The organism is Pseudarthrobacter sp. MDT1-22 (assembly GCF_054511035.1).
The window spans coordinates 1-21155 of sequence record NZ_JBTNDK010000042.1 but is presented as its reverse complement, the minus strand read 5'-3'; the positions used below and the strand labels follow the sequence as shown (position 1 = coordinate 21155).

General features: G+C 65.3%; 20 protein-coding genes. 4 read left to right on the top strand and 16 right to left on the bottom strand.

Annotation, left to right across the window (positions count from 1 at the left end; translation table 11 throughout):
* Nucleotides 1-107 precede the first annotated feature (107 nt).
* Both ACX80M_RS19760 and ACX80M_RS19755 read right to left on the bottom strand, forming a co-directional pair.
* Entirely contained in the window at nt 108-1523 is a 1416-nt protein-coding gene (locus tag ACX80M_RS19760; RefSeq protein ID WP_374209909.1) for a stealth family protein, read from the bottom strand.
* 281 nt (nt 1524-1804) lie between these two features.
* A complete protein-coding gene (locus ACX80M_RS19755; RefSeq protein WP_252603155.1) occupies nt 1805-2734 on the bottom strand; it encodes a hypothetical protein in 930 nt (309 codons plus the stop codon).
* Nucleotides 2735-2883: 149 nt separating this feature from the next.
* Between ACX80M_RS19755 and ACX80M_RS19750 the strand changes: the two genes are divergently transcribed.
* Nucleotides 2884-3183: a type II toxin-antitoxin system VapB family antitoxin gene (locus ACX80M_RS19750; RefSeq protein ID WP_181577293.1), complete on the top strand. Its 300-nt coding sequence runs from the start codon at nt 2884-2886 to the stop codon at nt 3181-3183.
* A complete protein-coding gene (locus ACX80M_RS19745; RefSeq protein ID WP_252603152.1) occupies nt 3176-3847 on the top strand; it encodes a LytR C-terminal domain-containing protein in 672 nt (223 codons plus the stop codon). The genes ACX80M_RS19750 and ACX80M_RS19745 overlap by 8 nt, the downstream gene beginning before the upstream one ends.
* Nucleotides 3848-3871: 24 nt before the next feature.
* On the opposite strand, the gene ACX80M_RS19740 is transcribed toward ACX80M_RS19745, so the two are convergent.
* The 12 genes from ACX80M_RS19740 to ACX80M_RS19685 all read right to left on the bottom strand — a co-directional run bounded on the left by ACX80M_RS19740 (nt 3872) and on the right by ACX80M_RS19685 (nt 15337).
* On the bottom strand, nt 3872-4501 hold the full coding sequence (locus tag ACX80M_RS19740; protein ID WP_252613963.1) for a TetR/AcrR family transcriptional regulator: 630 nt from the start codon (nt 4499-4501) through the stop codon (nt 3872-3874).
* 48 nt (nt 4502-4549) lie between these two features.
* Entirely contained in the window at nt 4550-5257 is a 708-nt protein-coding gene (locus tag ACX80M_RS19735) for a DsbA family oxidoreductase (RefSeq protein ID WP_459310242.1), read from the bottom strand.
* Between the two features lie 182 nt (nt 5258-5439).
* Nucleotides 5440-5970 carry a GNAT family N-acetyltransferase gene (locus tag ACX80M_RS19730; protein ID WP_459310241.1) on the bottom strand — a complete coding sequence of 177 codons (531 nt, stop codon included), beginning with the start codon at nt 5968-5970 and terminating at the stop codon, nt 5440-5442.
* A gap of 22 nt (nt 5971-5992) precedes the next feature.
* Nucleotides 5993-6994, bottom strand: coding sequence for a sugar phosphate isomerase/epimerase family protein (locus tag ACX80M_RS19725; protein WP_459310240.1), 1002 nt, complete (start codon nt 6992-6994; stop codon nt 5993-5995).
* A 1-nt stretch (nt 6995) separates the two neighbouring features.
* Complete coding sequence (locus ACX80M_RS19720) at nt 6996-8213, bottom strand: Gfo/Idh/MocA family protein (protein WP_459310239.1); 1218 nt, start codon at nt 8211-8213, stop codon at nt 6996-6998.
* A gap of 10 nt (nt 8214-8223) precedes the next feature.
* A complete protein-coding gene (locus ACX80M_RS19715; RefSeq protein WP_252566933.1) occupies nt 8224-9345 on the bottom strand; it encodes a Gfo/Idh/MocA family protein in 1122 nt (373 codons plus the stop codon).
* Nucleotides 9342-10106: a sugar phosphate isomerase/epimerase family protein gene (locus tag ACX80M_RS19710; protein ID WP_252603139.1), complete on the bottom strand. Its 765-nt coding sequence runs from the start codon at nt 10104-10106 to the stop codon at nt 9342-9344. Before ACX80M_RS19710 ends, ACX80M_RS19715 begins: the two co-directional genes overlap by 4 nt.
* A gap of 52 nt (nt 10107-10158) precedes the next feature.
* The gene (locus tag ACX80M_RS19705) at nt 10159-11052 is read right to left on the bottom strand and encodes a carbohydrate ABC transporter permease (RefSeq protein ID WP_459310238.1); all 894 of its coding nucleotides are present in this window, start codon (nt 11050-11052) and stop codon (nt 10159-10161) included.
* The gene (locus ACX80M_RS19700; protein WP_252603133.1) at nt 11052-12011 is read right to left on the bottom strand and encodes a carbohydrate ABC transporter permease; all 960 of its coding nucleotides are present in this window, start codon (nt 12009-12011) and stop codon (nt 11052-11054) included. The genes ACX80M_RS19705 and ACX80M_RS19700 overlap by 1 nt, the downstream gene beginning before the upstream one ends.
* A 12-nt stretch (nt 12012-12023) precedes the next feature.
* Nucleotides 12024-13349 (bottom strand): ABC transporter substrate-binding protein, encoded by a 1326-nt coding sequence (locus ACX80M_RS19695; protein ID WP_252603131.1) that lies wholly within the window; start codon nt 13347-13349, stop codon nt 12024-12026.
* A gap of 99 nt (nt 13350-13448) precedes the next feature.
* Complete coding sequence (locus tag ACX80M_RS19690; protein ID WP_252603128.1) at nt 13449-14258, bottom strand: hypothetical protein; 810 nt, start codon at nt 14256-14258, stop codon at nt 13449-13451.
* On the bottom strand, nt 14255-15337 hold the full coding sequence (locus ACX80M_RS19685) for a Gfo/Idh/MocA family protein (protein ID WP_459310237.1): 1083 nt from the start codon (nt 15335-15337) through the stop codon (nt 14255-14257). The genes ACX80M_RS19690 and ACX80M_RS19685 overlap by 4 nt, the downstream gene beginning before the upstream one ends.
* 182 nt (nt 15338-15519) lie before the next feature.
* Here ACX80M_RS19685 and ACX80M_RS19680 point away from each other — a divergent pair, with 182 nt between their 5' ends.
* Entirely contained in the window at nt 15520-16731 is a 1212-nt protein-coding gene (locus ACX80M_RS19680; RefSeq protein WP_252603123.1) for an ROK family transcriptional regulator, read from the top strand.
* 6 nt (nt 16732-16737) lie between these two features.
* On the opposite strand, the gene ACX80M_RS19675 is transcribed toward ACX80M_RS19680, so the two are convergent.
* Nucleotides 16738-17697 (bottom strand): D-2-hydroxyacid dehydrogenase family protein, encoded by a 960-nt coding sequence (locus tag ACX80M_RS19675; RefSeq protein ID WP_252603120.1) that lies wholly within the window; start codon nt 17695-17697, stop codon nt 16738-16740.
* A 166-nt stretch (nt 17698-17863) separates the two neighbouring features.
* On the opposite strand from ACX80M_RS19675, the gene ACX80M_RS19670 reads away from it, so the two are divergent.
* The gene (locus tag ACX80M_RS19670) at nt 17864-19060 is read left to right on the top strand and encodes an MFS transporter (RefSeq protein ID WP_459310236.1); all 1197 of its coding nucleotides are present in this window, start codon (nt 17864-17866) and stop codon (nt 19058-19060) included.
* A 246-nt stretch (nt 19061-19306) separates the two neighbouring features.
* Here ACX80M_RS19670 and aceB read toward each other — a convergent pair whose 3' ends face one another.
* Nucleotides 19307-20959: a malate synthase A gene (aceB, locus tag ACX80M_RS19665; RefSeq protein ID WP_459310235.1), complete on the bottom strand. Its 1653-nt coding sequence runs from the start codon at nt 20957-20959 to the stop codon at nt 19307-19309.
* Nucleotides 20960-21155 lie beyond the last annotated feature (196 nt).

Here is a 21155-nt window from a genome sequence, read left to right as displayed (position 1 = left end):
GCTGCCAAAACGCCAGCACCCACCAGGCCACCGCAGCCTGAGCGCCACCAACAGCCCTGAAACCGCCACCACGAACAACTACCTACAAATCTGACGCACACCCAGCGTCAGAGCTCCCAGGGCGCCTTGATGGGGTAGTACTTCTCCAGGAAGTCGGTCACGGTCTCGGCGCGCTCGTCCGCGGGGACTTCGGGGAAACTGCCGTCGTTGAGGCAGAAGAAGTCCATGTTCCGCTTGGCCAGCAGCTTGGGCAGGGAGTTCAGCCCGGCGCGGGCGGTGGTGTCCACGTAACGCACCTTGGCTGCGGTCTGCGTGACCGCACGGCCTGTCAGCAGCGCGTAGTAGTGGTAGAAGGAATTGGTGACCGAGATGTTGTCCGCGGCGCGGAACCTGCTCGCCGCCGTCTTCTGGAACTCCTCCGGGAACTCACGCTCCATCCTGGCCACAACGCTGCGCCGCAGCGGGGCGGCGGTGTGCTCCAGGTGCCGCGTGGTGATCCGACCGAACCGGTTCCAGAGCAGCTTGCGGTTCACGCGGGCGGCGTTCTCGAAGCCACTGCGCTCGGCATCGTTGTCGCCCAGCCCGATCCGGGTCTCGGCCTCGATGAACTTCGTGACGCCGCCCGGGGTGAAGAACATGTCCGGGCCCACCGAGCGGCCGAAGAACATGTCGTCATTCGAGTAGAGGAAGTGCTCGGAGAGGCCCTCGATGTGGTGGAGCTGGCATTCCACTGCCTGCGAGTTGTGCGTGGGCAGCACTGCGGGATCGGCGAAAAACTCATCGCTGCGGACAATGGTCACCGACGGGTGCTCCGCGAGCCACTCCGGGGCGGGGGAGTCTGTGGCGATAAAGATGCGGCGGATCCAGGGCGCGAACATGTAGACGGAGCGCAGGGCGTATTTGAGTTCGTTGATCTGCCGGAAGCGGGCTTCGTGGTCGTCGCCTTCGCCGAGAACCACACCCTGCTGCTGGGCACGGCGGGCCGCGATGTATTCGGGAGAGCTGCCATCAACCCACGAAAACACCAGGTCGACGTCGAAGCTGATGTCGCTGGCATGGTCGGCGAACATGTTCTCGATGGTGGGCCAGGTGTGGCCGTACCGTTCAACCGTCCCGCGGACAGCGTCCTGGGACTGCATGGTGCGGCGGGTCAGGGAGTTTTCGATCGGGAGGATCAGCTGATCGCCCTCAAAGCTCCAGAGCTCAATCTGGACGCCGGCGGAGGAACCGAACTCGAAACCGCCGTCGGGTTCAACCCGCGGACGGTAGAGGCGGAAGATGCGGGCCTGACGGTTGGGGGAGAGATCCCCGTCGGCAACCAGCACGGAGGACTTCTTTTTCGCGTCCACGGTCATGGAGTACACGGGCTCGTTGCGGCAGGCTTCCACCAAGGCCGCCCGCAGCTTCTTGCGGTCTTTCCAGTCCAGGGCGATGACCGGACGGTCGTTGTTGCCGCGCACCAAAAGGTAGTCCAGCCCGGCCTCCGCGAGGACGCCCCGCAGGAACAGCAGGTCCTCAACCATGGCCTGGTACGGCGTCCGGTTGTGGTTGATCAGGGCATACCTGCCCTTGTGCCGGACGACGTCCGGCCGGTGCTTGAGCCGCGCCTCAGCAGCCGGAGATGTCACCTCCGCATGCGTGCGCGGTTCTACGGACGCCTGGCCGCCGTAGTAGATCTCGTCCTGGACAGGTGCTTCTGTAATGGTTGTCTCCGTCGCGGCTAAATGGTAAGCGTTCTTATCTGAATAATAGCGCGACCCCCAAAATGGCAGTCTCAAACGGGCGCCGCCGGCCGGGGACGGGCTCAGCCGGCCATGGCCTCCCGCCAGCTGCGCAGGTAAGCTCCGCCGGCGTCGTCGTGAATGACATCTTCCCCAAGCCCGAGATCGGTGGCGGTCAACACGTCATAGGGCTTGACCGGAACGCCGTCCGCCGGGCGGACATCAACGTGTTTTACGGGGTGGTCATTGTGGTGGAGCCAGTCCGCCATGGCGTAGTCCGTGCGGGAATCACCTACCGTCCGCCACGCCAGCGGCGTGATGCCCTGTGCCGCCAGCAACTCCACGGCGCGGCTGGCGCCGAGGTCCTTGCCCAGCCGCACTGACTCAATATCGGTGGAAATGATGGTGGGATCGACGCGGTAGTCCACCTCGTCGTCGGAATTCGGTGCGTGGTGCTCCAGGCGGACCACGCCCATGCCGTGGCGGGTCATGAGGTCCATGGCGTCGGAGTCGAAAAGCTTCTGTTCGGCCAGGTAGTCGGCGGAGGGCACCTCGATGTGCTGCTCAACGGACACCATGGCACGTTTCGTCTCGTCAAAAAACATGTGCCTGGAGTAGTCCTCGGCCACGAGCCGGCGGACGTCATCGCCGTAGGCCTTGGGCACGGCCAGTTCGTGATCAACGTGGATGGGGCCGGGCCCGGCGGCGGTGTAGCTGAACCACACGGCGCCCTTCTCGCAAATGGCGTGGATGACTGTCCCGGCGGGAATGCCGGCGGCGATCATCGGCTCCATGACCTGCTCCCGGATGAAGGTATCGGAGCGGCCGGTATTGAAAATGACCGGAATTCCGGCAGTGGCCAGCGCCACGAGATCGGCAATGATGCCGGGTTTCACGTTACGGGTCACGGGGCTGGCCACGGGTCCGTCAACGTCGAGCAGGAGGGCGAGGGGTGGGGTGGACGGCAGGCGGACGCCGGGCGTGGTGCTGGCAGGGAATTCGGGTGCAGTCATGGCTCCATTGTGTCAGCCACGGGCCTCTGATCCTGCGCCGGCGGCGCGATGTCCACGGCATGTGACAGATGGTCACTGTTTGGCTACAACCTTGGGATGCTGCGGGCCGGACACTTCTCTTGGGCCCCCAAGCTGCTTAGGGTGGCATGGTGATCTTCAAAGCTGTGGGCGAGGGACGCCCGTATCCCGACCATGGTTTCAACACGCCCAAACAGTGGGCGTCGCTGCCGCCGCGCCCTGTCCGCCTGGACGAACTGGTGACCACCAAACGGACGCTCGACCTCGAAGCGCTCCTGGCCGAAGACTCCACCTTTTTCGGAGACCTCTTCCCCCACGTGGTGCAGTACCAGGGAATCCTGTACCTGGAGGACGGGCTGCACCGCGCCGTCCGGACAGCGCTGCACCAGCGGACCGCCATCCACGCCCGCGTGCTGGTCATAGATGGCTAGGAAACCCAAGGACGCCAGCGTCCTGCACGGCCACCACGTTGTCACCGGCCCCGAACTGCGGGCCACGTTTGAGGCTGCCGGAGACCCCGACAACCCGGTGCGGGTCCGCCGCCGCGTGGTGCATGGAGTGGTCCTGGTATTGCTGCTGGGCCTCATTGCCGGCGCCATCATCGTTGCGTTGGCCATCATGAGCGGACAGCTGAAGCTTCCGACGACGTTGGGCAGCAATGAGCCCCGGACCACCTGTCCCGGGGCCACCTTTGACTACACCCCCAACGACAAAATCAACCTCAACGTCTACAACTCCACCAGCCGCCCCGGTCTGGCCCGCTCCGTGGCGGATGAGTTGCTGGTCCGTAAGTTTGTGGTGGGTGCCGTGGCCAACACGGAGGCCGGCTTCCGCGGCGTGGCTGCGGTGGTTTCAGGGGCTGCCGGGCAGTCTGCGGCCTTCAGCGTCCAACGGAACCTGCCCGGCTCCGACTACTTCCAGGACGGCCGGACGGACGCCAGCGTTGACGTGATTCTTTCCAGCGATTTCCAAGAGCTGGCCGCCGCGGACCGTGTGGACCAGACGCCAGGGACGCTCAGCTGCCCGCGTGAAAGCCGGCGGATCGCGGACGATGCCAAGTGGCCGGTGATTCCGACGGCCGGCGCCACACCCTAGGCCCAGGCTCTAGGCCCCCACGCCCTAGCTGATGCGCAGGGGTGCGCCGTCGTCGTCGAACCTTGCTCCGGCGCCCAGCTGGATGAACCGCACGGTCCGGGCGATCCGGGCCTCAAGTTCGGCGGGCTCGTTGCTGCCGCGTGCGGCGCTGGAGGAGAGCGTGCCGTGGATGAGCTGCGCCTGCTGGCCAATGTCCGCTTGCGGCAGGTACCCCTGCGCCATGCCGTCCCGGAGGATGCCCTGCAGCAGGACGCTGAGTTCACCCACGTGGTCGGCCAGTTTCGCAAAGGACGACGGCGACAGCACCGCCGCCATCGCGGGTCCGGGCGGGAGGTGGCGGCGGCTAAGGTCCTCCACCTGGGTGCGCACGTACAGGGCCAGCCGTTCGACGGGGTTCTCGAGCCTGCTCAGAGACTCCCGGAGTTCGGCGAGGAAGCGCTCGGTCTCATCCAGGGCGTAGGAGATCAGGAGTTCTTCGATGTCCGCGTAATAGTTGTACACCGCGGTCCGCCCCACGCCGGCATGCCGGGCGACGTCCGTCATGGTCAGTCCGGGCAGGCCGTGCGTGAACAGGAGTTCCCCGAACGCTGTCAGGACCCTGCGTTGAGTCTCGGCGCGTTGCGCAGCGTTGTTGGCCGCCGAAATCCTGGGCATGCAGACACTTTACCGCGATGTGTCAGTAAACTCTCTCATCGGGCCGTGTCAGACCGCGCAGCCGTCCGGGCCGCAGGCCTCGCCGTCGGTGCCGTCCGCGGCGGTGACCAGAACCAGGGGGTTGGTCTCCTGCCAGGCCTGGTTGAGCGCCGCCGTGAACGTTTCGGCGGGCTGGGCACCCGAGAGGCCAAACTTGCGGTCAATCACAAAAAACGGGACGCCCGTGATGCCCAGGGCGCGGGCTTCCTCGAAATCGAAGCGGACGTCGTCGGCGTACTTGTCCGTGGTGAAGAGCTCGGCGACGTCATCGGTGTTGAGGCCCAGCTCCTGGCCCAGGGCGGTGAGGTACTCGGCGCTGCCGATGTCCTTGCCGTGCTCGAAATGGTCGCTCAGCAGGCGTTCCTTCGCGGCATCCTGCTGTCCGTGCTGCGCCGCGAGGTGGATCAGTCGGTGGGCGGTGAAGCTGTTGGCCACCACCACCTGGTCGAACCGGTAGTTCAGGCCCTCGCCCTTGGCCTGCTCGGTGACGTGGTCAAACATCTGCAAGACCTGCGCCTGGGCCATGCCCTTGCGCGTGCTCAGATACTCCAGCTCGGTGCCGTCATAGTGCTCGGGAAGGGTGGGGTCCAGCTGGTAGCTGCGCCACTTCACCTCAACAGCGTCGCGGTGCGGGAACTCGGCCAGGGCGGCCTCGAACCGGCGCTTGCCGATGTAGCACCACGGACACGCGACGTCTGACCAGATCTCAATCTTCATGCTTGCCACAACCCCGCCTGCCCCGGGGCCATTCCGCGGCGGGGTGTCAGATTGGTCACCATTGAGCGCGAACAGACACTTGAGGCCCTCAGCCGCGCGGCCTCAAGTGTCCCTTCGCGCTGGGTATTCGCGCTGGGTATTCGCGCTGGGTGTGGGCGGTGGGTGTGTCGCGTTGGGTGGGGTCAGACGGCGCGTTCGAGGACGAAGTCGTGCTCCACGGTGGTTCCCAGCCGGAAGGACTTGCTGCCCACCTTGTGGAAGCCGGACTTTTCGTAGAACCGGATGGCCCGGGCGTTCCGGCTGTTGACCCCCAGCCATACTCCGGCCGCGCCCGCTTCTGCCGCCGCCCGGAGGCTGGCGTGCATCAGTTCGCCGGCCGCGCCCAGGCCGTGGTGTTCGGGGTGGACGTAGCATTTGCTGAGCTCCACGGAGGGCAGGACTTTCAGCGCCGCCGCGACATCCGGATCCTCTGCTGGCCGGTTCAACAGCAGGCTGTAGCCGCGGAGCGCCCCGTCCGCGTCAATGACCAGGATGGTGACATCAGGATCCGCCAGGTACTCCCGGAAGTGCCGTTCGCTGAGCGTGTTGGCCAAGTGCGCGGCAATGTCCTCGGGTGACGACGACGGCGGGCACGCCAGCGGGAAGGTGACGGCCGCCAGGTCGGCGAGCCGGCCGGCGTTGTCCGTTGTTGCCTTTCGAATCGTGTGGGTCATGCAGGGATTCTACGTGCGCTTCCTAGGGCTTCGTGCTGAAGGCGGCGTCAAAGCTGGTCTGGGAGGCGGGGAAGTCGAACTTCTTCAGCGCGGCGAGGGCTTCCGGTGCGCCGTGGAGCCGGTCCATGCTGGCGTCTTCCCATTCGACGGAGATGGGTCCGGTGTAGCCGATCGCGGCCAGGGCGCGGAAAGACGATTCCCAGGGGACGTCGCCGCGGCCGGCGGAGACGAAGTCCCAGCCCCGGCGCGGGTCGCCCCAGGGCAGGTGCGAGCCCATGACGGTGTTCCGGCCGGTGGGGCGGAGCTTCGTGTCCTTGCAATCGACGTGGTAGATCCGGTCCTTGAAGTCCCAGATGAACGAGACGGGGTCGATGCCCTGCCACATGAAATGGGAGGGGTCCCAGTTCAGGCCGAACGCTTCACGGTGCCCGATCGCTTCGAGCGTGCGGACGGTGGTCCAGTAGTCGTAGGCGATTTCGGAGGGGTGGACTTCGTGGGCGAACCGGACGCCGCATTCATCAAAGACGTCCAGGATGGGGTTCCAGCGGTCTGCGAAGTCCTGGTAGCCGGCCTCGATCACGGCGGCAGGAACGGGCGGGAACATGGCCACGTACTGCCAGATGGAGGAGCCGGTGAATCCGACGACGGTGTCCACTCCGAGGGCTTTGGCCAGCCGGGCGGTGTGTTTCATTTCCTCGGCGGCGCGTTGGCGGACGCCCTCGGGGTCGCCGTCGCCCCAGACTTTCGCGCCGACGATCGCTTCGTGGCGGAAGTCGATGGGGTCATCGCACACGGCCTGGCCCTTGAGGTGGTTGGAGATGGCCCAGACCTTGAGGTTGTACTTGGCCAGGACGGCGAGCTTGGACTCCACGTAGCCGGGCTCGTCCCAGCGCCAGGCGTCCAGGTGGTCCCCGGACACGGCGATTTCCAGGCCGTCGTAGCCCCAGCCGGAGGCCAGTTTGGCAACTTCCTCGAACGGGAGGTCGGCCCACTGGCCGGTGAACAGGGTATAGGGGCGGGACATGTCAGGCTCCTTCAGAAGCTGCGGTCGGGGCTGTCGGCGTGCCGACCGGGGCGCCGGCCAGTTGGATGATGGAACTCTTCGCGGCGGCGGACTCTTCAATGGCGTTCAGGATCCGCTGCACCTCGAGGCCGTCCTCGAACGACGGCGACGGCGGGGTTCCGGTGCTGATGGCGGTGAGGAAGTCGCGGATCTCATGCGTGAACGTGTGCTCCCAGCCGATGATGTGGCCCTGCGGCCACCAGGCTTCAAGGTACGGGTGGTCGGGCTCGCTGACCAGAATCCGGCGGAGGCCCTGCTCGCGTGCGGGCCCGGTGGCGTCCAGGAATCCCAGTTCGTTCAGGTTCTCCAGATCGAAAAGAATGGCGCCTTTTTCCCCATAGATCTCGAGTTTCAGCGAGTTCTTCCGGCCGGTGGCTACCCGGGAGACCTCCACGGAGGCGATTGCTCCGGAGGAGAGGGACAGCGTTGCCCAAGCGGCGTCGTCGACCGTCACGTCCTCCAGTCCGGTAGCTCCGGGACGCTGCGTGGTGAACGTGTGCGTCCGGCCGGACACGTCGGTGACCTGGTCCCCGAGCAGGAACAGCACCTGGTCGATCGCATGGGAGGCGATGTCCCCGAGCGCCCCTGAGCCCGCGGTCTCCTTTTTGAGCCGCCACGTCATGGGTGCGCTGTCATCAGCGAGCCAGTCCTGGAAGTAGGCGGCACGGACGTGCCGGACGGTCCCCAGCCTGCCCTCCGCAATCAGCTCCTTCGCGAGGGCCAAGGCCGGGACGCGCCGGTAGTTGAACCCCACCATGGACTGCACTCCTGCTGCCCGGGCAGCCTGCGCCGCTGCCGTCATGGCCTCGGCCTCAGCCAGGGTGTTGGCCAGCGGCTTCTCCAGAAGCACGTGCTTGCCCGCCTCGAGGGCGGCGATTGCGATCTCGGCGTGCAGCCAGCCCGGGGCGCAAATGTCAACGATGTCGATGTCATCGCGTTCGATGACCGTCCGCCAGTCGGTGGACGTTTCAGCCCAACCGTACTTCCCGGCGGCCTCGGCAACCCCGGCGGCGTCCCGGCCCACCAGGACCTTCTGCTCAAACGCCGGGACATCGAAGTAGCTGGCGACGTTCCGCCACGCGTTCGAGTGGGCTTTGCCCATGAACGCATAACCGATCATCGCCACACCCAGTTTTTTGAGTTCCGGGCGCGGATTGTTCGCTGGTTCGTGTGAGGTCATGGTGGGTTTCCTAGAGGGTAGCGGTTTCCGGCGCCCAGTCCTCAGGGAGGGCTGGGGATGCCGGAGCAGAGCTTTCGACGTCCACGAAAGTTCCGGATTCCATGGATTCGGTGATTGAGACCATGGAGTCCAGGACGTGGTAGGCCAGGTCGCCCGTGGCGCGGTGTGGCACCCCGGCGCGGATGGAGCGCGCCATGTCCAGGACGCCCATGCCACGGCCGTTGGCGGGTCCCGTGGCCGGGACGGTGGTCCAGTCCTCGTCACCGGCACGCCACAGGCGGATGTCGCCGTCGAAATAGTTGGGGTCCGGCAGGGACAGCGTGGCTTCCGTGCCAGTGATTTCCACGAAGCCCATCCGCACGCGGGGGGATTCGAAGGAGAAGACGCTGTGCGAGGACGCGCCGCTCTCGAACTGCGCCATGGCCGACACATGCGTGGGCACCTCGACGGTGAACTCCTCGCCGGCCTTGGGCCCTGAACCAATGACCCGGACTTCCTTGGCCTTGGAGCCGACGGCGGCCACCTTGCGGATGGAGCCGAACGCCTGGATCAAGGTGGTGAGGTAGTACGGGCCCATGTCGAAGAGCGGGCCCGCGCCGTGCTGGAAAAGGAAAGCCGGGTTGGGGTGCCAGGATTCCGGACCGGGAGTCTGGAACGTGGTCATGGCGGTCAATGGCGTGCCGATGTCGCCGCGTTCGATGAGCCGCAAAGCGGTCTGCAGCCCGGCGCCCAGGAACGTGTCCGGGGCGCAGCCGAGGCGGATGCCGGCGGCGTCCGCGGTTTTGAGCAGGCCGAGCCCTGAGGCGCGGTCCAGGGAGAAGGGCTTCTCCGTCCAGACATGTTTGCCGGCATTGACGGCGGCGGTGGCCACCTCCACGTGCGCTGCGGGGATGGTGAGGTTGACGATGATTTCGACGTCGGGGTGGTTTAGTGCCGCGTCCACGCCGCCCCACTCCGCGATGCCGTATTCCTTGGCGCGGGCTTCGGCGGCTTCCTCAAAGAGGTCAGCGATCACATGGACTTTGAGGTCCGGGAAGACGGTGAGGTTGTCCAGGTACTGCTTGCTGATGTTCCCGGCGCCGATAACGGCAACTCCCACCGGGCCGCGGCGGGTCGATGCTGCGTGGCTCATGCGTTGGCCCGTTCCGCTGCGTTGTTGGAACCGGCAGCCTTGTTGAGGAACGCCAGGCTCTCCGCGATGCCTTCGAAGATGTCGCCCGCGTAGTCGTCGAACTCCACCACGCCGACTTCCAGGGATTTTGCTGCGGCGATGACGTCCAGAACCGGGACGTTGCCCTTGCCCGCGGGCTGCTGGGCTTTGGTGTCCGTGTTCAGCGGGCCGTCCTTGATGTGGATCAGCTTGACCCGGCTGCCCAGCTTGGTGAGGATGTCCACCGGGTCCTGGCCGCCCACGGCAACCCAGTAGGTGTCCACTTCGAGGACCAGTTCGGGGTCCAGGAGGTCTGCGAAGTACTCCAGCGCCGTGCGGCCCTCGATGGTTGATTCAAGTTCCCACGCGTGGTTGTGGTAACCCACGCGGATGCCGTGTTCGGCACCCTTCTTGGCTGCTGCATTGAGTTTGGCTGCGGTGGCCTGGATGTCCTCGGCGGACTGCCAGTGCTCGGCTGGAAGGTAGGGGTCGATCACGGTGGTGATGCCCAGTTCTTTGGCTGCCGCGAAGATTTCGTCCTGGTCCTGGCTGAGGAGGGGGGCGTGTCCGGACGGGGCGGTGAGGCCGTTTTCCTTCAGCGCGGCGCCGAGTTCCTTGGCCGTGGCCACGAAGTTGTAGGGCTCAACCTGGGTGAAGCCGATCTCCGCGACCTTGCGGATGGTGCCGGGCAGATCCTCCTGGATGGCGTTGCGCAGGGTGTAAAGCTGGATCGAGTAGGACATCGTGTTTCCTTTACGGGAGTTGTCGGTTCTGGAAGACAAGTTGGTTTTGAGGCTAGCGGCCAGCGAGGGATCCGCCGATACCGCCCACGCTGAAGTACTTGTTCAGCGCGGCGAAGACGATGACCGGCGGGAGCATCATAACCACGGCGAGGGCCATGACTGAGGTCCAGTCCGTCTGGTTCTGCTGGAAGAAAGACTGCACGCCCATGGGCAGTGTGAAGATCTCGGTGGAGCGCAGGAACACGATGGCAACGAGGTAGTCGTTCCAGGCCAGCAGGAAGGCGAAGATCGCCGTGGACAGGATGCCCGGAAGAGAGTTCCGCAGCACCACTTTGGTGAAGGAGCCGAAAACGGAGCAGCCGTCGATCCAGGCGGCTTCTTCCAGGCTCATCGGGATGGAGTCGCAGTAGGCGGCCATCATCCAGGTGGCCACTGTCATGGTGGAGCCGACGTAGATGATGGTCAGGCCCATCAGGTTGTCCACGAGGCCCATCCCTGCGAACAGGATGAACAGTGGCACCACCGAGGTGATGATAGGCAGGGACTGCATAACAAACAGCAGCAGCGAGTAGCCGGAGACGGCCTTGCTGCGGCCGCGGGAAAGGACGTACCCGGCGGGCGCTGCGACAGCCACGGACACGGCCACCGTGCTGAGGGTGGTGGTGAGGCTGTTCTGCAGCCAGGTGGAGGCCAGCGTTTCTGAGAAGACCGAGCCAAAGTTCTCCAGCGTGAAGCCGGTGGAGGTGCTGGTGGGGCCGGGCGTGAAGGCGAGCACCACCGTGACCATGATGGGCACGAGGACAATCACGGTGATGGCCAGGATCAGGACGAACCGCCACCACTGACCGGTGTGGCCGGCCTCAGAGAGGACGCGGCGGTTATTGGTGGGGCCGGCGACGCCGAGGAGAGGGCCGGACTCGGGATGGGCGTGGACTGCTGCGCTCATTATTCGACGCTCGACTTTCGTATCTGGCGGTACAGGAGAACGGAGACGACCACCAGGGTCATGGTCATCAGGAAGGCGATGGCAACGCCGGGTCCGGTCTGGAAGTCCTGGAAGACGCTGCGGTAGGCCAGGACAACGAGGGACGTGGTGGCGTCCACCGGGCCGCCGCCGGTGAGCAGATAGATGGTGGGGAAATCGTTGACGCAGAAGATAGTCATCAGGATCCAGCTGATGTATGTGGACCGGGCGATCAGTGGCAGCGTGATCTGGCTGAACTGCTGCCAGGGGGTGGCGCCGTCCATGCTTGCCGCTTCGTAGACGGTGCTGTCCACGGAGGCCAAGGCCGCCGAAATCATCATCATCATGAAGGGGAAGCTGATCCATACTTTGAACACCATGACGGTGACGGCGGCGAGGGTGGGGTCGGCGAGGAAGAGCGGGGTGCCGAGGCCGAGGTTCCGGAACAGGGAGGGAACCAGGCTGCCGGGCGTTGCGACGAGCCAGTTCCAGGCGGTGGAGGACACCACGATCGGGACCACCCAGGGCAGGAGCAGCAGGACCTTGAAGGTGCTGCCCGCAGGAATCTTCGTGCGGAGCAGGAGTGCGAGCCCCAGGCCCACGAGCCAGGAGCCGAAGACTCCGACGATGGTGAACAGCAGGGTGAATCGGGCTGCACGCCAGAAGGCGTCGGAGCTGAGGACGTTGGCGAAGTTCTCGCCGCCGACGAAGTTGCCCGTCTCGATCAGCGAGCCGTCATGGGTGGCCTGAACGCCTGCCTCAACCAAGGGGTAGCCGTGGATGAGCACGAGCAGGATGACCGAAGGCAGCAGGAGCCAGAAGAACGTCCGGCTGGTCTGTGCGCTGAGTTTGCTTTTGCGGTTTGCGGTGCCCCCGGGCCCGCCAGGGGCAATTCCCCGGCGGGCCCGGCTGAGGCCGGATCTGGCTGTCGTCAGTGCCATGGAAAGGGCCGCTTATTTCTTGATGACGGATTTAAGGCCGGACTCGAACGCCTGCAGTGCGGACTTCGCGTCGGTCTTGCCGGTGAGGATGGTCTGGGTGAACTGGTTCAGGGCCTGGCCGCCGTCGAGTACTGCGAGGTTGTCGTTGAGTACCGTTCCCTGGGATGCGAAGGTCTTGGCGATGGGCTGCCATTCTTTGACGATCTTGACGTTGTTCGGATCGCTCGAGAACTCGGGGAGTTCGGTGATGGATTTGAAGACCGGCAGGGCGTTCATGAGCTTCTGCTTCCACAGTTCCTTCAGCTGGCTCATGTAGTGGACCAGGAAGGCTTCGGAGGATTCCTGCGAAGGGGTGTTCGTGTACATCATGATGTTGTTCGGGAACACAAGTCCGCCCTTGTCGCCGTGCGGTCCGGCGATGGGGCTGGCCACCACGATGTCGCCGGAGGTATCACCGACGCGCTGGGGGACGCCCAGGACGTAGGGGCCGAAGGCTGCCTTCTTGTCCTTCCACATGGCGTTGAGGTTTTCGGTGGTGTAGCTCACCGACGCCGGGTCGATGATTCCGTTGGAGACCAGTTCGAGGAGGAACTCGATGGCCTCGACGTTGCGGTCGTTCATGACGTCGAGTTCGCCGTCCTTGCTGAACACTCCGCCGCCGTTGTTGACCATCATCATGATCATGGAGTGGTTACCAATGTTGTTGCCGGCACCGGAACCGGTGGCGAAGCCGAAAGCGCCGATGGTCTTGAGCTTCTTGCCGGCCTCCAGGAGGGAAGCCCAGTCCGTGGGAACTTCCAGGCCCACCTGCTCGAAGAGGGATTTCCGGTACCAGAACACGCGCATGTCCAGCTGCCAGGGGACGGCCACGTAGCCCTTGTCAGACTTGAACGGCTCCAGGACGCCTGGCAGGAAGTCGTCGAACTGGCCGTTGCTCTTGAGCTGGTCAATGACCTTGTCCGCGTACGCGATCTGGCCCTGCTTCTCGAACTGGAAGGCCTGGAAGCCACCACCGGTGGACACCGCTGGTCCGGTCTTGGAGGCGATGGCCGAGGAGAACGTCTGGTAGAAGTTGTTCCACTGGATGGTCTGATAGCTTGCTTTGAGATTGCCCGACGCGGGGGCATAGCCTTCCGCGATCTTCTTTGCGGCGTCGTTATAGGCGGGCGTGGCCCAGGGCATGTCCCAGAACTTGATGACGCCGCTGGCGCCGCCGCCCTGCGATGCGGAGCCGCCGCCACAGGCTGCCAGGAGCGGAACCGATGCGGCTGCGGCGGTCAGGCCGAGGAAGCCTCGGCGGGAGAGTGCGGAAGATGCTGCGGAGGATTTGTTGAACATGGTTTTCCTTTCGGGAGCCGGTCCGTTGAGCTGGCCGGTCCTTCTCGTCACTGAGTGTTGAAGGAGCTACTGCATAAAGAGGAAGTGCTGGTACTGCGGTCAGACGGTGAGCCGGCGGACAGTGGAGGTCAGGGTGGCGAACTGCTCAAGATCGCTGCCCGGTGTGCCGGACAGCAGCTGGTCGCGGAGCCGCGTCCAGCTGTGCCGGTGGGTGGATTCGTAAAGTGAGGGAAGGGTCGTGGCGCCGTCTGCGGTGACGGTGCGTACTTCCGCGGGCCAGGCGGCGGATGGATCGGGAAGTACGACGTCGGCACGCCCGGAGGCGGTCAGGATGGACACTTTTGCGGTGGCCGGCACTGCGGACGTCAGGACGCCGTGCAATACCAGGGGCGCACCGTTGGAAAGCCTGCCTGCCACCACGTAGCCGTGCGGGGTGCGTTGCACCGATTTCCACCCGGACACCTCAACCCCGCAGGTGAGGATTGCGGCCAGGTGCTCGGTCAGCAGCGCTGCGGCATCGCTTCCAGCCGCAGCATGTGCCACGGAGTCCACCAGGACGGCGTCGGCCAGATTCTTTGCCAAGAGGTCCCGGACGTCTTCCTGCGTCTCGGCCAGCACAGGATTTCCTGCCCACTGCTGGTCAAGGACCACTGCAGCGCCGTGCTCTTTTGCGACCGCGGCCAGCGCAGCAGGATCTTCAGCCTGCGGGTTGATTACTACCACCCCCTTGGCGCCGTGGCGGATAGCGGCGTCCGCGCGTCCGGTCCAGCCTGCGTAGCCCGCAATGGCGACGAGGTCGGCAGCAGCATCGGCGGGCTTGAGAGAAACGGGGAGGGAAGAGACGACGGCGGCGACGGCGCCTGCCGCTTCGGCGTCGGCGTCTGCCTGGACTGACAGCTGGGCGGTCATACTGTGGCCTCCTGGCGGGTTGCTGCTTGAACGTCCACGCGGGCGGCAGCCGCCTCGGCTATGGCCAGGGCGAACTCGAGGTCGTGGAGGAGGGTCACACCGGAAGGGGCCTGGCCGCTACCCCTGGCCAGGTCTGCCAGGGCGCGCCATTCACCTTCGTAGCCGTTGTGGCCGAACGGGCCAAGGACAGTGGTCTTCCCTGCTCGGCGCAGCTGGGCCGTCGCCGAGCCGGCGTGGACATAGGAGGCGGTGAAGTCGATCTTGAGGGCGGCGTCGTCACCGATGGCTTCGAACTCCCAGGCCGGCTCCCACGTGGCGTTCATGGCCGCCCGCAGTTCGATGGTGACGTGGCCTGCCCGGAGGGAGATCACGTAACCGAAGGGCTTGACGATCTCGGCGTGAAGCACTTCCACGGCCGCGAAGTCGGGGGTGAACCGCCGCACCAGGGGCAGATCATGGATAGCCAGGCCCATCACTCCGCCGGTGAGCATCGCCTTGATGACCTCCGGATCGGTGCCGTCACGAGCCGGCATGGGGGTGCGCCCCACGATCTCGGTGGCGAAGTCCTCGAACCTGGGATTGGGCGGCAGGACGATGGAGGACCTGATGGTGTGCACCTGTTCCGGGAGGTCGCCCCACGCGGCCTCCGCCGCGAGCCAGCCCGGATCGAAGGTGTGCATTGCTCCGACGATGATGGGAATCCTGGATTCAGCAGAGACGGCCGAGATGCTGGCGGCCTCGTCGCCGCTCATGGCGAACGGCTTCTCGCACAGCACTGCCTTTTTGCCTGCACGGCAGGCCGCGATGACCTGGGCGGCATGGAACTGGTGCGGGCTGCAGATGGCCACCACGTCCACCAAAGGGTCCGCGAGCAGTTCCTCCATGCTGGTGCTGAAGGCTGCTCCCACCCGGTTCGCCACGGACTCCGCAACTGCAGGGTCAACGTCCATGATGTGCCGGACTTCGAGGATGTCCTGCAGTCGGGCGATGGATGGCAGGTGGATGGCCTGCGTTACCGGGCCGGCGCCGAGTATTCCGACGCCGAGGACGGCGGGTGCTGCCTGGGATTGGCTCAACAAGCTCTTACCTCTTTGTAGCCGCGAATAGAGAAACCGGGCCTGTCCTGGAAACCCTCGGTGGGGTGAGTCGGCTCACAACTCAAGCTAGAGGGACTTTTGCCGAAGGTCAAGCAAAAGTTGCTAACTTGATGGAAGTCTTTTTTGGTGTGACACGCAGAAGCTCCATGTGCTATCACTGGTTCATGAGCTCAACGCCCGTTACTGACACCGTCGCCACTGACAATGGCGGCAGTCTCTCCCGCGCCGGCGATCTCTTCCAGTTGCTTCGGGACGGCAAGGCCCGCACCCGCGCGGAACTCGCGTTCAGCACGGGGCTTGCCCGTTCCACCGTGGCGTCGCGGATCGACGCACTGATCCACTCAGGACTCGTGGGCCCGGCGGGGGAGGCGAACTCCAGTGGCGGCAGGCCGCCGTCGCGCTTTGCCTTCAACCCGGCGGCACGCGCCGTACTGGCTGTCGACGTCGGCGCCACCCATGTGATTGTTGCCGTCACCGATCTGGGCGGCAGAGTCCTGGCCGAGCAGCGGCTCGTGCAGGACGTCGCCGACGGCCCGGAAACGGTGCTGGACAGGGTGGTTGGGGAAGGGCTTTCGCTCCTCGCCCAGGCCGGGCGCAGCGTGAATAGCCTGGCCGGCGTGGGGATCGGGTTGCCGGGGCCTGTGGAGCACAGCACCGGAAGGCCGGTCAAGCCGCCCATCATGCCCGGCTGGGACGGGTTCGACGTGGTCCGCTACGTGCAGCGCTCGCTGCCCGTCCCGGTCCTGGTGGACAACGATGTGAACATCATGGCACTGGGTGAACGGACCGCCCATTGGCCCGAAGAGGACAACTTCCTGCTCATCAAGGTTGCCACCGGTATCGGCTCGGGCATTATCAGCAGCGGCCAACTGCAGCGGGGCGCCAACGGAACTGCCGGCGATCTTGGCCACGTGCGCGTTCCGCGTGGTGACGAAGTGTTGTGCCGGTGCGGCAACTATGGCTGCCTCGAGGCGCTGGCATCGGGGCCGGCCGTGGCTGCGGTTCTTAACAGGCAGGGTGTGCCTGCAACCAAGGGCAGCGACGTGCTGCGCCTGGTGGGCGAAGGCAACTTGCAGGCTATCCAGGCCTTGCGCCAGGCCGGCCGGGATGTCGGCGACGTGCTGGCCACCGTGGTGAACCTGCTCAACCCGTCAGTCATTGTCATCGGCGGAAGCCTTGGCCAGGCGGGCGAGCACCTGATGGCCGGCGTCCGCGAAGTGGTATACCGGCGCTCGCTGCCGTTGGCCACCACGCACCTGAGAATCGCCCTTTCCGTGGCCGGGGACCAGGCCGCGATTCTTGGTGCCAGCCAGATGGTCACGCAACACGTGTTGTCGCCTGCAGCCATAGAGGCGACGCTCCAGGCGGCCGGCTAAACACCCTTACGCAGTGATTACGCGGACCGGCGAACCCTCAAGCCACGCCTTGACGTCCTCGAGCGCGCCCCCGTAGAACTGCCGGTAGCTCTCCGCTGTGACGTAGCCAAGGTGCGGGGACAGTACTGTGTTGGGGGCGCTGAGCAGCGGGTGGCCCGCGGGAAGTGGTTCCTGGTCAAAAACGTCCAGGGCCGCGCCCCGGATCCAGCCCTCGTTCAAGGCCCGCACCAGGGAATCCTGGTTCACCAGCGGACCTCGCGAAGTGTTCACCAGGATGCCTTCCGGCCCCAGGAGCCGCAGTTCCTGCTCACCCACGATGTCCTCGGAACGGGGAGACAGCCGCAGGTGGATGGTGACGACGTCGGAATTCCTGAAAAGGTCCTCCTTGCTGACCTTCTGAACGCCGGCATCCGCGGCGGCCTCAGCGGTGAGATTCTGGCTCCAGGCGAGCACCTCCATGCCGAAGGCCTGCCCGTACCCGGCGATCCGCCGCCCGATCTTGCCCAGGCCCACGATGCCCAGGGTCTTGCCGGACAATTCCATCCCCACCGAGGTCTGCCACGTGCCGGCCCGCAGCGAGTTCTCCTCGGCCGGGAGGTTGCGGGCGATCGCGAGCAGCAAGGCCCAGGTCAGCTCGGGCGCGGCGGTGGGGGACCCGGGCGTGCCGCACACGGTGATGCCGAGTTCCGTTGCTGCGGCCACATCGATGGCGGCGTTGGCCATGCCCGTGGTCACCAGAAGCTTCAGCCCCGGGAGCCGTTCCAGCACGGTGCGGGGGAACGGGGTCCGCTCCCGCATCGCAATGACGATCTGGTAGTTGGCGAGCGCCGCTGCCAGGGCGTCCTCGGACTGGAAGTGCTCGCGGAAGACGGACGTTGCGATGCCGTCCTGTTCCAGGGAGGCCCAGTCGGCGAAGCCGTGCGCCACGTCCTGGTAGTCGTCGAGGATGGCAAGCCGTTGCTGCATGTCTGTTCCTTCGTCCGAGGGTGCGGCTTTTGTGCCCGCACGTTGGGGCCCGCCGGTGTGAGCTTCATCGTATGCCAGGGCGCCATGACGTTGCCTGGCGTCCGGGGCAATACGCCGTGATAGCAATGGAAGTGATGAAATCCTATTTAGCCACCGCGGAATCCTCATGAGCGGACAGTTCCTGGCCAAAGTTCCCAAAGCCTGGATCCTCCTGGCCTGCATCGGACTGCTGGCGCTGAACCTGCGCGGACCCTTCGTTGCCGTTGCCCCGGTGGTTGACCTGATGCAGGCCGACCTCGGATTTACCCCCGTGATGCTGGGCCTGCTGACCAGCATCCCGGTGCTGTGCTTCGCGCTCGCGGCGTCGCTGGCGTCACTGACCACAAGGAAACTCGGCGCGGAGTTCGCCGTCTCCCTCACCATCCTTGGCGTCCTGGCAGGCGTGATTGTGCGCTCGGCGGGAGGCCCGGGACCGGTGGTCGTGGGCACGGTGATGATCGGCCTGGCCATCACGGTGGGCAATATCGCCGTGCCGTTGATTATCCGCCGCGACTTCTCCCCGTTGCGCCAAGGGACCGCCATGGGTGTGTACACCGCGGCTCTGAACATCGGATCATTCCTGACATCCATGGTCACGGCTCCCTTGGCCGAGCTGGCCGGTTGGCGGGTGGCCCTGGTGTCCGTGGGCATCCTGGCCGTGATTGCCATTGTTTTCTGGACCCTCGCCGTGGGCGCCCGCACCGCGTTTGTGCCCTCTCGCACCGTGGTGGCCGGCGGGCAGGAGCACCCGGCCGTCAAGGGTTCCGGCTGGATTACCGCCGGGCTCACCGCAGGCTTCGCCGGCCAGGCGTTTTCCTATTACGCGGTGACAGCGTGGCTGCCGAGCTATCTCAACGACGAGCTTGGCATGTCTGCTTCGGCGGCCGGGGCAGGCTCATCGCTGTTCCAGATCTTCGCCATTGTTGGCGGCCTGGGAGTGCCCTTCGCGGCCAAGTATTTCAGTACGACGACGACGGCAGTCACCGTGGGGTTGTTGTGGACGGTCGTGCCGGCCGGGCTGCTGCTGGCGCCGGAACTGTGGTGGCTGTGGTCCACGTTCGGCGGCATCGCGCAGGGCGGCGGGATCACGCTGATCTTCATCGCCATCATCAAGCTGGCCCGGGACCAGGTGTCCGCGGGCCGGATGTCCGCCACGGTCCAGGGGCTCGGTTACTGCTTCGGGGCGGTGGCCCCGCCGCTGGTGGGCTTCGTGCACGACGCCTCGGGTTCGTGGACCCCGGCGCTGCTGGTGATCCTGGGCTCGGTGCTGATGTTCTTCGTCTGCACAACCCTGGCCGTGCGGCTGGTGCCGAAAGGACGCTGACGCGTCCCGCCGTCGTACGTTCCCTTCCTTGGCACCCGCAGGCCCCACGCGCCGAGACCATCCCCAAACAACAGCGCGAACCGGCAGCTAATACCCTCAAACCTGGGTTTTCAGGTCAATAGCTGCCGGTTCGCGCTGTGTTGGTGGTGTTCCGTCGCCGGGCCGGCTCCCCGGATCTCGGGGCTGCCTGTTGCGAAGGGCGTGCCTGCCCGGCGGACGGAAATCTATTCAGTAGCCTGCCGCGGCCTAGGCCGCGGCGAGCTCCTCTTTGGTTGCCTTTTCGCGGGCCTCGGTGAGGTAGCGGGCGTAGGCGGGGAGGGTCAGGAAGGACGGGAAGTCCTGGCCGAGGGTGACTTCCTCGAAGATGTCGCGGGAGTCTTCGAAGCGGTCGCCGTCGAAGCGTTCCAGGCGTGCGAACTCTTCGTCGAGCAGTTCCTCGATCCACTGGTGTGTGATGATTTCGCCGCGGTCGGTGATGGCGCTGGCGAACATCCACTGCCAGATCTGGGAGCGGGAGATTTCCGCGGTGGCCGCGTCCTCCATGAGGTTGTGGATGGCGACGGCGCCGTTCCCGCGGAGCCAGGACTCGATGTAGCGGATGCCTACCTCGATGTTGTTCCGGATGCCCTGCTCGGTGATGGTGCCTTCGGTGGCGGCCACGTTGATGAGGGCGCGGTCATCGGGGATGACGTCCTCACGGGTGCGGTCCAGCTGGTTGGGACGGTCGCCAAGAGTGGCATCGAACACTTCGCGGCAGACCGGAACCAGGTCCGGGTGGGCCACCCAGGAGCCGTCGAAGCCGTCGTTGGCCTCGCGGGTCTTGTCGGCACGGACTTTCTCGAACGCGTTGGTGTTGGCGGCCTCGTCCTTGCGGTTGGGAACGGCAGCGGCCATACCGCCGATGGCCATGGCGCCGCGCTTGTGGCAGGCACGGACCAGCTGTTCGGTGTAGGCGCGCATGAACGGCTGCGTCATGGTCACCTGGGCGCGGTCCGGCAGGACAAACCGGGGCCCGCGGGTGCGGAAGTTCTTGATCAGGGAGAAGATGTAGTCCCAGCGGCCGGCGTTCAGGCCCGACGCGTGATCACGCAGTTCGTAGAGGATCTCCTCCATTTCGAACGCCGCGGTGATGGTCTCGATCAGCACGGTGGCGCGGATGGTGCCCTGCGGAATGCCCAGCAGGTCCTGGGCGAGGATGAAGATGTCATTCCACAGCCGTGCCTCGAGGTGGTTCTCGATCTTGGGCAGGTAAAAGTACGGGCCCTTGCCCTGGGCCAGCAGGCGGTGGGCGTTGTGGAAGAAGAACAGGCCGAAGTCCACGATGCCGCCGGCCACGGGAGCGCCGTCGATGATCATGTGCTTCTCGGGCAGGTGCCAGCCGCGGGGGCGCACCACGATGGTGGGCAGTTCGTCGGCCGGGCGGAGCTTGTATTCCTTGCCCTCGGGGGAGGTGAAATCGATCCGGCGCTCCAGCGCATCGGTGAGGTTCAGCTGGCCCTTGATGACGTTCCGCCAGGTGGGGGTGGAGGAGTCTTCCATGTCAGCAAGCCAGACCTTCGCGCCGGAGTTCAGCGCGTTGATGGTCATTTTCTTATCCACCGGTCCGGTGATTTCCACGCGGCGGTCCTCCAGGCCCGGGGCCGGGGGAGCGACGCGCCACGACGGGTCGTTGCGGATGTCCTCGGTTTCGCGGAGGAACCTCGGATCCTGGCCGCCGGCGATGTCCGCCCGGCGGGTCCTGCGTGCCTGCAGCAGTTCCTGCCGGCGCTCGGCCGTGGCCCGGTGCAGCTTGGCGACAAACTCCAGTGCATCCGGAGTAAGAACCTCGTCCTGCCGGCAAATGGGCTGCGCGGCCAAAGTGATCCCGTTGATGGTGAAGCTGTCAGTGAAGGTGTTCATTTCAATCTCCTGGAGCTGTGCCCAAACTGGGTAGCACTAAGTGTCGTTTTGAGCCTCCAAAACGACACTTAGTGCTACTTACTTGGGGAAAATTTAGTGGAACTGGCCTTCTTCGGTGGATCCCACCAGTGCCAGGGTTGATGCGTTCGGGTTGAGCGCGGTTGCAATGTCGTCGAAGTAGCCGGTGCCGACTTCG

Coding starts and splice junctions, on each gene's coding strand:
- ACX80M_RS19755 (WP_252603155.1), bottom strand. CDS start 2,734: ATGACTGCACCCGAATTCCCTGCCAGCACCACGCCCGGCGTCCGCCTG.
- ACX80M_RS19730 (WP_459310241.1), bottom strand. CDS start 5,970: ATGACCCACACGATTCGAAAGGCAACAACGGACAACGCCGGCCGGCTC.
- ACX80M_RS19700 (WP_252603133.1), bottom strand. CDS start 12,011: ATGGCACTGACGACAGCCAGATCCGGCCTCAGCCGGGCCCGCCGGGGA.
- ACX80M_RS19675 (WP_252603120.1), bottom strand. CDS start 17,697: ATGCAGCAACGGCTTGCCATCCTCGACGACTACCAGGACGTGGCGCAC.
- ACX80M_RS19725 (WP_459310240.1), bottom strand. CDS start 6,994: ATGTCCCGCCCCTATACCCTGTTCACCGGCCAGTGGGCCGACCTCCCG.
- ACX80M_RS19680 (WP_252603123.1), top strand. CDS start 15,520: ATGAGCTCAACGCCCGTTACTGACACCGTCGCCACTGACAATGGCGGC.
- ACX80M_RS19670 (WP_459310236.1), top strand. CDS start 17,864: ATGAGCGGACAGTTCCTGGCCAAAGTTCCCAAAGCCTGGATCCTCCTG.
- ACX80M_RS19710 (WP_252603139.1), bottom strand. CDS start 10,106: ATGTCCTACTCGATCCAGCTTTACACCCTGCGCAACGCCATCCAGGAG.
- aceB (WP_459310235.1), bottom strand. CDS start 20,959: ATGAACACCTTCACTGACAGCTTCACCATCAACGGGATCACTTTGGCC.
- ACX80M_RS19745 (WP_252603152.1), top strand. CDS start 3,176: ATGGCTAGGAAACCCAAGGACGCCAGCGTCCTGCACGGCCACCACGTT.
- ACX80M_RS19760 (WP_374209909.1), bottom strand. CDS start 1,523: ATGGTTGAGGACCTGCTGTTCCTGCGGGGCGTCCTCGCGGAGGCCGGG.
- ACX80M_RS19695 (WP_252603131.1), bottom strand. CDS start 13,349: ATGTTCAACAAATCCTCCGCAGCATCTTCCGCACTCTCCCGCCGAGGC.
- ACX80M_RS19705 (WP_459310238.1), bottom strand. CDS start 11,052: ATGAGCGCAGCAGTCCACGCCCATCCCGAGTCCGGCCCTCTCCTCGGC.
- ACX80M_RS19715 (WP_252566933.1), bottom strand. CDS start 9,345: ATGAGCCACGCAGCATCGACCCGCCGCGGCCCGGTGGGAGTTGCCGTT.
- ACX80M_RS19740 (WP_252613963.1), bottom strand. CDS start 4,501: ATGCCCAGGATTTCGGCGGCCAACAACGCTGCGCAACGCGCCGAGACT.
- ACX80M_RS19720 (WP_459310239.1), bottom strand. CDS start 8,213: ATGACCTCACACGAACCAGCGAACAATCCGCGCCCGGAACTCAAAAAA.
- ACX80M_RS19735 (WP_459310242.1), bottom strand. CDS start 5,257: ATGAAGATTGAGATCTGGTCAGACGTCGCGTGTCCGTGGTGCTACATC.
- ACX80M_RS19690 (WP_252603128.1), bottom strand. CDS start 14,258: ATGACCGCCCAGCTGTCAGTCCAGGCAGACGCCGACGCCGAAGCGGCA.